Here is a 10,544-nt window from a genome sequence, read left to right on the forward strand (position 1 = left end):
CGGGCCCGGCCTCGGCCAGCGGCCGTGAGCGGCCTCGGGTCCGCCGGCGGCGTCGGGGCCTGGCGAAGGCCCAGGGCCCGGTGGACCTCGGCCAGGTCGTCCCGCAGCACCGCCGCCTCCTCGAAACGCAGCTCGGCCGCGGCCTCGCGCATCTCGCGCTCCAGGCTGGCGGCCAGGCGCTCGAGCTCCTCGAGCGGCAGCTCGGCCAGGACCGTGGTCCCCTCCCCTGGTGGGGCCGCTGCGGCGACCCGACGGGCCCGGCTCGGGGCGGTCGCCCCCCGGGAGGTCCGCTGCCGGCGGCTCGACCGCTCGCCCTCGGGGGCGGCCGGCCGCAGCCGCTCGAGGATGTCGGTCACCGCCTTGCGGACGGTGGTCGGGTCGATGCCGTGCTCGGCGTTGTAGGCCTCCTGGAGGGCCCGGCGGCGGCGGGTCTCGGCGATGGCCTCGGCCATGGCGTCGGTGACCAGGTCGGCGTAGAGGACCACCTGGCCCCGGACGTTGCGGGCCGCCCGGCCCATGGTCTGGATGAGGGAGGACGTGGAGCGGAGGAACCCGGTCTTGTCGGCGTCGAGGATGGCCACCAGCTCGACCTCGGGCAGGTCCAGGCCCTCCCGCAGGAGGTTGATGCCGACCAGGACGTCGAACTCCCCGGTCCGCAGGTCGCGGACGAGCTCGATGCGGCTGATGGTGTCGACGTCGGAGTGCAGGTAGCGGACCCGGACCCCGGCGTCGAGGAGGTAGTCGGTGAGCTCCTCGGCCATGCGCTTGGTGAGGGTCGTGACCAGGACCCGTCCGCCCCGCCCGGCGACCTCCCGGATGCGGCCGAGCAGGTCGTCGATCTGGCCGGTGGTCGGCTGGACGAGCACCTCGGGGTCGAGCAGGCCGGTGGGCCGGATGACCTGCTCGACCACCTGGGTGGAGACCTCGAGCTCGTAGGGCCCGGGGGTGGCCGACAGGAAGATGACCTGACCGACGCGCTCGATGAACTCGTCGAAGGTGAGGGGCCGGTTGTCGAGGGCCGAGGGCAGGCGGAAGCCGTGCTCGACGAGGGTCAGCTTGCGGGACCGGTCCCCCTCGAACTGGCCGTGGATCTGGGGCACGGCGACGTGGCTCTCGTCGATGACGGTGAGGAACCCGGGCGGGAAGAAGTCCAGGAGGGTGAAGGGGGCTTCGCCGGGTCGACGGCCGTCGAGGTGCCGGCTGTAGTTCTCGATGCCCGAGCACACCCCGACCTCGGCCAGCATCTCGAGGTCGTGCTCGGTCCGCATGCGAAGCCGCTGGGCCTCGAGCAGCTTGCCCTCGGCGGTGAGCGCCGCCAGGCGCTCCTGGAGCTCGCGTTCGATGGAGGCGATGGCCCGGGCCATGGTCTCCTCGCTGGCCACGTAGTGGGTGGCGGCGAACACCACCAGCTCGTCCAGGGGCTCGCCGAGCTCACCGGTGAGCGGGTCGAAGGGCCGGATGCGCTCGACCTCGTCGCCGAAGAGCTCGATGCGGACCGGCAGCTCCTCGTAGGCCGGGTGGAGCTCGACCGTGTCGCCCCGGGCCCGGAACCGGCCCCGGCCAAGGGCGGTGTCGTTGCGCTCGTAGTGCAGGTCCACGAGGCGCCTGAGCAGCTGGCGCTGGTCGATGCGGTCCCCCGTCCGAAGCGCCAGGATCCGCCCCCGGTACTCCTCGGGGGAACCGAGGCCGTAGATGCAGGAGACGGAGGCCACCACGATGGTGTCGGGTCGCAGCAGCAGCGAGGACGTGGTGGCGTGGCGGAGCCGGTCGATCTCGTCGTTGATGGAGGAGTCCTTCTCGATGTAGGTGTCGGTGGTCGGCAGGTAGGCCTCGGGCTGGTAGTAGTCGTAGTAGGAGACGAAGTACTCCACCCGGTTCCGGGGGAAGAGGGCCCGGAGCTCGCCGGCCAGCTGGGCGGCCAGGGACTTGTTCGGCTCGATGATGAGGGTCGGGCGCTGGAGGGCTTCGATGACCCAGGCGATGGTGGCGGTCTTGCCCGACCCGGTCACCCCGAGGAGGGTCTGGAAGCGCTGGCCCTGGCGGACCCCGTCGACGAGGGCGGCGATCGCCTTCGGCTGGTCCCCGGCCGGCTTGAGGGGCGACTCGACGCGCAGGGGGGGCACCGCGTGGAGCGTAGCGGCCCGGACCGCTCAGGCCGTGGGGGGCGAGCCGGCCCGGGCCCGGCGCAGGAGCTCCGCCCAGAGGGTGTCCAGCTGGGCCTCGAGCTCCTCAGGACGGCCGCTGTTGTCCAGGACCCAGTCGGCCAGCGCGAGGCGCTCCTCCCGGCTCGGCTGGGCAGCCATGCGGGACCGGGCGTCGGCCTCGGCCATGCCCCGCCCCTCCTGAAGGCGCCGGAGGGCGAGCTCGGGCGGGCAGTCGACGACCACCACGAGGTCGAGGGCGAGCAGCTGGCGGTGGGCGGGGCGCAGGAGAGGCACGTCGAAGACCACGACGCTGCCCGGCGGCCGCGGGGCCAGGCGGGCCGCGGCCATGCGGGCCCCGACCGCCGGGTGGACGAGGGCCTCGAGGTCGGCCCGAGCGGCCGGGTCGGCGAACACCGTCGCGGCCAGCCGGGCCCGGTCGAGCTGGCCGTCGGGGCCGACCAGGTCCCGGCCGAAGCGGGCCAGGACCGCCTCGTAGGCCTCGCCCCCGGGGGCCACCACCTCCCGGGCCAGGGCGTCGGCGTCGACGACGACCGCTCCCCGCCGGGCCAGGCCAGCGGCGGCCGTCGACTTGCCCGAGCCGATCCCGCCGGTCAGGCCGACCGCCAGGACCCCGGGGGGCAGGGCCTCGGGAGGTCGGTCCGGTCCGCTCACGAGCCGCTGGCCACCGCCGCTGGCACCGGCCCGGAACCGTGCCGGGCGGCTCGGGGACGGCGAGCGGTGGCGAAGAGGACGAGGGTGTCGTCGTCGATCCGCTCCGTCACCGAGAAGTCCTCGGGGCCGAAGATCGGGCCCTGGCCGCTCCGGGCGAGGAGACGGTAGGCGAGGGGGAGGACCCGCTCGTAGAGCCCGAGGTAAACCCCCCGGGGCAAGCGGTGCCGGAGGTCGAAGACGTCGAGGGCCAACAGGGCCTTCGCCCGCCGGCGCCGCTGGGCGAAGTCGGCAGCCACCGCCGGCGAGCCTTGGAGCCCGACCACCTGGACCTCCTGGAAGAACCGGTCGAGCAGGGCCCGGAGGGGTTCGGCTCGGAAGAGGTGGACGTGGTGGGGGTTCTCGAAGTCCGCCGGCTCGTTCGGCGTGACGACGAGGGCGACGCCCTCGGGTTCGAGCACCCGGGCCAGCTCGGCGACGTGGCGCTCGGGGCGCCAGAAGTGCTCGATGACGTGGGAGGAGACCACGGCGGCGCAGCTGGCCGTCCCGACCGGCAGGCGCTCGCCGTCGGCCTGGAGGACCCGGAGGCCAGCGGCCCCGAACCGCTGCGCCGCCCGGCGGGCCGCCGCCGGGTCCAGCTCGAGGCCGACGACCGGCCGACCGGGGACCACCAGCTCCGCGGCGGCGAACCCCTCGCCGCAACCGACGTCGAGGACCACGCCGGCGGGTGGCAGGGCCCGGGCCACCTCGCGGTAGCCGGCCAGGTGGAGGGCCAGGAGGCCCGAGGGGGTGGCCCCTTCGACGGGCCGCTCCCCGGTCAGCTCCCTGCCCACGTCGCCGCTCCCCTCGCTCCCCTCGCTCCCCTCGCCCGGCCGCCACGGTGGGCTCGAGCCGTCGGCCCTACACTACCCGGCCGGTCCGGCGGGCCGAGGGGCCCCCGAGAGGCGAGAGGAGCACCGCTGAGCGATCGGCGCCAGCGCCGGGCAGTCGTGGCCGAGGGAGCCCTGCTGGCCGTCATCGCCCTGGTCTCGGAGCTGCTGAGCCAGCCGGGCGTGGTCGACGCCGACACGAAGAGCTACCTCTACCTGGACCCCCTGCGGTTCCTGGGCCGCTCGCTGTCCATCTGGGACCCGAGCCAGGGGCTCGGCACGGTGACCCACCAGCAGATCGGCTACCTCTGGCCGATGGGACCCTTCTTCCTGGTGACCCATCTGCTAGGGGTGCCCACCTGGGTGGCCGAGCGGCTCTGGGTGGCCGCCCTCCTGACCGGCGCCGGCTGGGGGGTCCTGTTCTGCTGCCGGGTCCTGCGCCTCGAGGGGCCCGGGCGGCTGGTGGCAGCGGCCTGCTTCATGCTGACCCCCTACACCTTGCAGTACCTGGGCCGGATCTCGGTGATCCTCCTCCCCTGGGCCGGCCTGGGCTGGATGGTGGGCCTGACCGCCCGGGCGGCCCGACGGGGCGGCTGGCGGGACCCGGCCCTCTTCGCGCTGGTGACGGCCACGGTCGGGGGGATCAACGCCACCGCCCTGCTCTACGTGGGCCTGGCCCCGGTGCTCTGGCTGCTCTCGGCGGCCTTCGTCACGAAGGAGGTCCGCCCCGGGCAGGCCTGGGCCGCCGCGTGGCGGATCGGGCTGCTCTCGGCCCTGGTGTCGCTCTGGTGGATCGCCGGCCTCTGGGTCGAGGGGGCCTACGGCATCGACATCCTGCGCTACAGCGAGACGGTGCCGGCCATCGCCACCACCTCGTCGGCGAACGAGGTCCTGCGGGGCCTGGGCTACTGGTACTTCTACGGCTCGGGCACGTACGGGCCCTGGATGGGCGCCTCGGTGCCCTTCACCCAGCAGCTCTGGCTGCTGGCCACCTCCTACGGGGTGCCCGCCTTGGCCCTCGTCGCCGGCTCCCTGACCCGGTTCCGCTTCCGGGCCTTCAGCGTCGCCCTGGTGGTCGTCGGGGCGGTGCTGGCGGTGGGCGCGCACCCCTACGACCATCCGAGCCTCGTCGGGGGCTGGCTGAAGGCCTTCTACCAGGCCAACACCGTGGGCCTGGCCTTGCGCTCGACGGACCGGGCCACCCCGCTCGTGCTCCTGGGCCTGGCGCTCTGCCTCGGCGCGGGGACGAGCGCGCTCTGGGACCGGCTCCGGGCCCGGGCGGAGGCCGGCGGTCGGCTGCTCCTCCGGGCGCCACGGGCGCAGCGGGCCCTCCTGGACCGGCTGCACCTGCCCACCCCGAGCCGCTGGCCCGTGCTGGGCGCCCTCAGCGTGCTGAGCGTCCTGGGCCTGCTGGCCGCGGCCAACCCGGCGCTCTTCGACGGGGGGACCCTGGCGGACCACTACCTCATGGAGGCCCAGGCCCCCGCCGCCCTGCGAGCGGCAGCCAGGGCCTTGAACCGGGAGGACCCCGGCACCCGGGTGCTGGCCGAACCGGGCGAGAACTTCGCCGCCACCGACCAGGGGGACACGGTCGACCCCATCTGGCCCGCGCTCCTCGACGCCAGCCGACCATTCGTGACCCGGGAGCAGATCGTGAAGGGCTCCCTGGCCACCGCCGACCTCCTCTACGCCCTGGACGACCCTGTCCAGAAGGACGTGGTGGACCCCCGGGGGCTCGCCCCGCTGCTGCGACTCATGAGCGTGGGCGACCTGGTGGTGCAGCACGACCTCTCCTACACCCGCTACGGCACGCCCCAGCCCTCCACCTTGACGAGCGAGTTCGACCCCACCCCACCGGGCCTGGGCTCCCCCACCGGCTACGGCCCCCCGAGCCCCGACCCCTCGATGCTGCCCGAGGTGAACGAGGCCACCCTCGCCTCCTCGCCGAACCAGCCGGTCCCCTCCCCCGTCGAGGTCTACCCGGTCACCGACCCCCGACCCATCGACCGGGCGGAGTCGGTGGCCGACCCCGTGGTGGTGGACGGGGACGCCACGGGCATCGCCGAGGCGGCCGACGCCGGGCTGCTGGCCGGCGCCCCGACCATCCTCTACGCCGGGACCCTCGACGAGCACCCGACGCTGCGCCGCCAGGTGCTCGGCGAGCACCCGACGCTGGTGGTGACGGACTCGAACAAGAAACGGCCGTTCTTCTGGAACACCCTGGGGCAGAACGCCGGAGCGACCCTGACGGCCAGCCAGGCCCAGCCGACGGTGGCCGGCAACGCCCCCCTGGACCTGTTCCCCGGGCTGCCGGCCGACAGCCAGACCGTGGCCCGCAACGTGGGCGTAGCCTCGGTGACCGCCTCGGCGTACGGCAACGGCATCGCCCTGTACCCCGAGCAGCAGCCCGCCTCGGCCCTCCAGGACGATCCGGACACCCAGTGGCTCGTCGGGGGCTTCGTCGTGCCCGAGGGCCAGTGGTGGCAGGTGACCCTCGACCATCCGGTGACCACGGACCAGATCCGGCTGCTCCAGCCCACCACCACCGGCTCCCCCCGCTACCTGACCGAGGTGACCTTGACCTTCGACGGTCGCCACCCGGTGCGGGAGCACCTCGGGCCCGCTTCCCGGGACGCCCGGACCGGCGGCCAGGTCCTCCGGTTCCCGACCCGGACGTTCACGACGCTGCGGATCACCATCGACGCCACGAACCAGGGCGGGACCGCGCCGGTGGGGCTCTCGGAGGTCCGGATCGGCGACGTGGTGGACCGCCGGGAGCTGGTCATGCCGAGCGACCTGCTGCGGGCCGCCGGGAGGTCCTCGCTCGCCGACCGGCTGGTCCTGGTCATGCAGCGCGAACGGGTCGAACCCATCCCGCCCCGGCAGTCGCCCGAGACGACCTTGGACCGGGCTTTCTACCTGCCCACGGCCCGGACCTTCACCCTGGAGGGCACCGCCACCTTGGCCACGACCGTGCCCGGGCCGGAGCTCGAACGGCTCCTGGGCGAGGTCGGGCCCTCAGGCGGGGTGACCGTCGAGGCGAGCAGCACCCTGCCGGGGGACGCGCGCGACGCCGCCCCCGCCGCCCTTTCAAGCGACCCGGGCGCCACCACCATGTGGTCCCCCGGCTTCACCGCCGCCTCGCAGGTGGGGGCCTGGCTCCAGGTCGACCTGCCCCACCCGGTCACCGTCGACCACCTCGACCTGCACGTGGTAGCCGACGGCATGCACTCGGTGCCGACGAAGCTGACCGTGGCCAGCCTCTCCCCGAGCGGCACCGTCCTGGCCGCCCGCACGGTGGCACTGCCGCCGATCGCCGACGGCCGCCGACAAGACAGCTGGGTCCCGGTCACCGTCCGCTTCCCCGCCCTGCGCGGCGCCCGGCTGCGGGTGACGGTGGACGCGGTCCGCTTCGAGCGCACCCGGGACCTGGCCTCGGGCCAGTCGGTGGTCCTGCCCATCGGCATCGCCCAGGTCGGCATCGCCGGCATCCACACCAGTCCGCCCCCGGCCCGACTGCCCGGTCAGTGCCTGAGCGACCTGCTGACCATCGACGGGCGACCCACCCTGGCCAACCAGCCGGTGACCATCGAGCCCTGCGGTGCCGACGACCGACAGGGGATCACCCTGGGGCCCGGCTGGCACACCCTGCGGACCGCCCTGGGGAACCTGCCGAGCACCGGCTGGAGCATCGACCAGGTGGTCCTGGACTCGGCCCCCGGTGGCGGCCCCGAGCCCGAACCGGGTCCGAGCACCGTCCGGCCGGCACCGACCCCGCCAGCCCCCCGGGTCGAGGTCCGCTCCTCCTCGGCGACCAGCGCCAGCCTGGTGGTCCGGGACGTGAAGGGGCCCTTCTGGCTGGTCCTCGGGGAGAGCGTGGACGCCGGCTGGCACGCCGTGCTGGCCGACGGCCGATCCCTCGGCCGGCCGGTGCTCATCGACGGGTTCGCCAACGGCTGGCTGGTCACTCGGGCGACCCTGGCGGCCGCCACGAAGGCCGGGGCGTTGCGGCACGGGGTGCTGCGCGTCCAGCTGACCTTCGCCCCCCAGGAGTGGGTGAACGCCGCCCTCCTCGCTTCCCTGGCGGTCTTCCTGGCGTGCGCCCTCGCGGCCGCCCTGCCGGGGCGCTGGCGGCGTCAACTGGCCTCGCACTGGCCCCTCCGACGAACCCGGCACACGGCTCGGCGCGCCAGCTCGGGGCGGGCCAGCGACGGACCGGCGGACAGCGTCGACCCGCCCCGGTGGTGGGCGGCCCTGGGCGTCGCACTGGCCGTCGGCCTGGTCAGCGCCGCCATCTCCCGGCCCCTGGTGGGTCTTTGCGTCGGGGTCCTCGCCGGGCTCGGTGGCCTGGTCCCTTGGGGTCGGCTGGTGCTGAAGCTGGCCAGCGTCGGGACCAGCCTGGGCCTGGTGGTGCTGGTGGTGGCCCACCAGGCCGTCGACCACACCTCGCCGGGGGGAGGCTGGCCGGCTGCCCTGCCCGCGGCCAACGACCTCGCCTGGGCGGCGATCTGCCTCCTGATGGCCGTGGTGGCCGTGGAGGGCACCCCCGGGCGCCGTCGGCGGGGGGCCGAGGCCGAGGAGCGCCCTCGGCCCTAGCTGCCCGCCTGACGCCGACGGGCAGCCGCCTGGGCGGTGAGCTCGGCCAAGGTCGCCGCTGCCGTCCGCTCCCAGCGGAGCTGGGTGGCGCGCTGCGCGGCGGCGCGCCCGAGGCGGTGGCGGAGCCCGTAGTCCTTGAGGAGACGGTCGAGGGCAGCGAAGAAGCCGGCGTCGTCGTCCACCAAGAGGCCGGTCTCGCCGTCGTGGACGGCGTCCTCGTGGCCGGGGATCCGGCTGGCCACCGCCGGGGTCCCGCAGGCCGCCGCTTCGGAGAGGGTCATGCCCCAGCCCTCCCGCTGCGAGGGGGCCGCCAGCACCCAGGCCCGACGGTAGGCGTCGAGGAGCGCGTCGTCGTCGACCCGGCCCGGGAGGCGCAGCCAGGCGCCGGCCCCGGCGGCGGCGATGCGGGCCTCGAGGGCCGGCCGGGCCCAACCCTCGCCGAGCAGCTCGGCCTCGAGGGTCGGGTGCTGGGCCTTCAACTGGACCAGCACGTCGATGAGCCGGTCGAAGCGCTTGACCGGGACGAGCCGGCCGACGGCCACGACGAGCGGGTGGGGGTGGCGGGCCCCGCCGGGCGAGAAGCGCTCGTCGACCCCGGGCGGCACGACCCGGACCTGCTCGGGTCGCAGGCCGAGGCGCTCCACGATCTCGGCCCGGGAGGAGGAGGAGAGGGTGACGAGGACGCTGCGGCGGTAGAGCCGGGGGGCGACGCGCCGCTCGAACGCCTCCCCGATGGCGGCCAAGCCTCGGGGGAGGACCATGCGCCAGAGCTCGGCGTGGACGTGGTGGAGGAAGACCAGGTGGGGCCCGCTGGCCCACAGCGGGGAGAGGAACGGCATGCCGTTCCAGATCTCCACCAGGGCGTCCCGCTCGGCCGGCGGGCCGAGGAGGTTCTCCATGGCCACGCGGGGGAAGACGGCGTAGCGGCCAGCCACTCGCCGGGCCCGGTACCCGCCCCGGGTCACCTCGGCCGGGGCACCGGGGGTCCGCGAGGTGGTCAGGCGGACCTCGAGGCCGGCTCGGGCCCAGTGGGTGGCGATGCGGTCGGCGTGGATCTCCGAGCCGCCGGCCTCGGGGTGGTCGAGGTCCCGCCAGGCCACCAGCTCGACCCGCCGGAGGCCGAGCTCGCGTGCCTGGGCGGCCACGTCGGGGAGGCTCGGGACCCGGACCGAGGCACTCGGCTCCTCGGCCCCGTCCTCGGGTTTGGGTCGGAGCAGGGCGGTCACGGGTTCGGTGCCCGCTCGAGCACGAGGGCCACGTTCCAGGCCAGGGCTTCGCCGAGGACCGGCAGGCGGAGCAGCCCGGTGGTCCATCGAGGCCAGTAGCGGGGAAAGACCTCCACCCGAGCCACCCCGGGGACGGTCCGCGCCCAGGCGAGCACGTGGCGGGCCGAGAGCGGGAAGAGGGTGGTCCCGAAGCGGTTCTTCGGGTCCCGCCCGGTGCGAGCCCGGTACCGCCGCAGGGCCCAGGCGCCGCCCAGGTAGTGCCAGGGGGCGGTCTCGTGCCCACCCCAAGGGCTCCACCAGAGGGTACCCGTCGCCACCACCAGGCCTCCCGGGCGGCAGACCCGGAGGGCCTCGGTCAAGAGGCCGGGGGGATCGGGCAGGTGCTCGAGGACGTTCACCGCGCAGACCAGGTCGAAGCACGCTCGGGGGAACGGCAGGCGGCGGCCGTCGCCCTGGACCGCCCCGGCGAGGATCCGGGGCCGGCAGTGGAGCTCGTCCCAGTCGACGTCCAGCGAGACCGCCCTCGCCCCGGCCGCCCGGAGGGCCTCCGCCAGGTCGCCCGGCCCGCTCCCGACGTCGAGGACCCGGGCCCCCTCGAGCGGGGCGAACCCGGCCAGCAGGCCGACGGTGTCCTGGGCAAGCAGCCGGTAGAACCGATCCGGATCCCGCTGCTCGGCCAAGAAGGCCCGCGCCAGCTGCCACAGCGGCAGGCGCCGGAGCCCGAGCCCACCCGACGACGACCCGACCAACTGGGGCGTGGGCACGACCGTGGACCCCGCTTGTGCTTCCACCACCGAGTGCTCCTGCACCCCCCCGCTGGCTCGCACCACCCCTGCGGACCCCGATGCCCCCCGACCCGGCCGAGGGCCGTCAGTCGTCGCTCGGCTCGGCGGACTGGCCCTCGTCGGCGGTCGTGGTCCCCTCGACCTCGGGCTGGTAGTCCGCCCAGGCCGCCTGGGCCTCGGTCTCGGGGGTGAACTCGGCGGTGCTGTAGTCGTAGCCGATGTAGTTGCCCTGCTCGTCGTAGGCGTGCTCGCCGA

At 75.1% G+C, this 10,544-nt stretch carries 5 protein-coding genes and 1 pseudogene; 1 reads left to right on the plus strand and 5 read right to left on the minus strand.

All coding sequences use genetic code 11. From position 1 onward, the window contains the following. Window positions 1-56: 56 nt before the first annotated feature. The 3 genes and pseudogenes from uvrB to Acit_RS04665 all read right to left on the minus strand — a co-directional run. Window positions 57-2,123 (minus strand): annotated as a pseudogene (gene uvrB, locus Acit_RS04655) (excinuclease ABC subunit UvrB); the annotation flags it as partial. Between the two features lie 27 nt (window positions 2,124-2,150). Next, window positions 2,151-2,816: a dephospho-CoA kinase gene (gene coaE, locus Acit_RS04660; protein WP_248106230.1), complete on the minus strand. Its 666-nt coding sequence runs from the start codon at window positions 2,814-2,816 to the stop codon at window positions 2,151-2,153. Beyond that, the gene (locus Acit_RS04665) at window positions 2,813-3,646 is read right to left on the minus strand and encodes a class I SAM-dependent methyltransferase (protein ID WP_248106232.1); all 834 of its coding nucleotides are present in this window, start codon (window positions 3,644-3,646) and stop codon (window positions 2,813-2,815) included. Before Acit_RS04665 ends, coaE begins: the two co-directional genes overlap by 4 nt. 156 nt (window positions 3,647-3,802) lie before the next feature. On the opposite strand from Acit_RS04665, the gene Acit_RS04670 reads away from it, so the two are divergent. Then, window positions 3,803-8,278, plus strand: a complete 4,476-nt coding sequence (locus Acit_RS04670; RefSeq protein ID WP_248106233.1) for an alpha-(1->3)-arabinofuranosyltransferase domain-containing protein — start codon at window positions 3,803-3,805, stop codon at window positions 8,276-8,278. Here the strand turns inward: Acit_RS04670 and Acit_RS04675 are convergent. Both Acit_RS04675 and Acit_RS04680 read right to left on the minus strand, forming a co-directional pair. Beyond that, window positions 8,275-9,504, minus strand: a complete 1,230-nt coding sequence (locus Acit_RS04675; protein ID WP_248106234.1) for a glycosyltransferase family 4 protein — start codon at window positions 9,502-9,504, stop codon at window positions 8,275-8,277. The two genes, Acit_RS04670 and Acit_RS04675, sit on opposite strands and share 4 nt — an antisense overlap. Then, window positions 9,501-10,298: a class I SAM-dependent methyltransferase gene (locus Acit_RS04680; RefSeq protein ID WP_248106235.1), complete on the minus strand. Its 798-nt coding sequence runs from the start codon at window positions 10,296-10,298 to the stop codon at window positions 9,501-9,503. Before Acit_RS04680 ends, Acit_RS04675 begins: the two co-directional genes overlap by 4 nt. Window positions 10,299-10,544 lie beyond the last annotated feature (246 nt).

It is taken from the genome of Aciditerrimonas ferrireducens (assembly GCF_023130475.1).
Classification (GTDB): Bacteria; Actinomycetota; Acidimicrobiia; order Acidimicrobiales; family UBA8190; genus Aciditerrimonas; species Aciditerrimonas ferrireducens.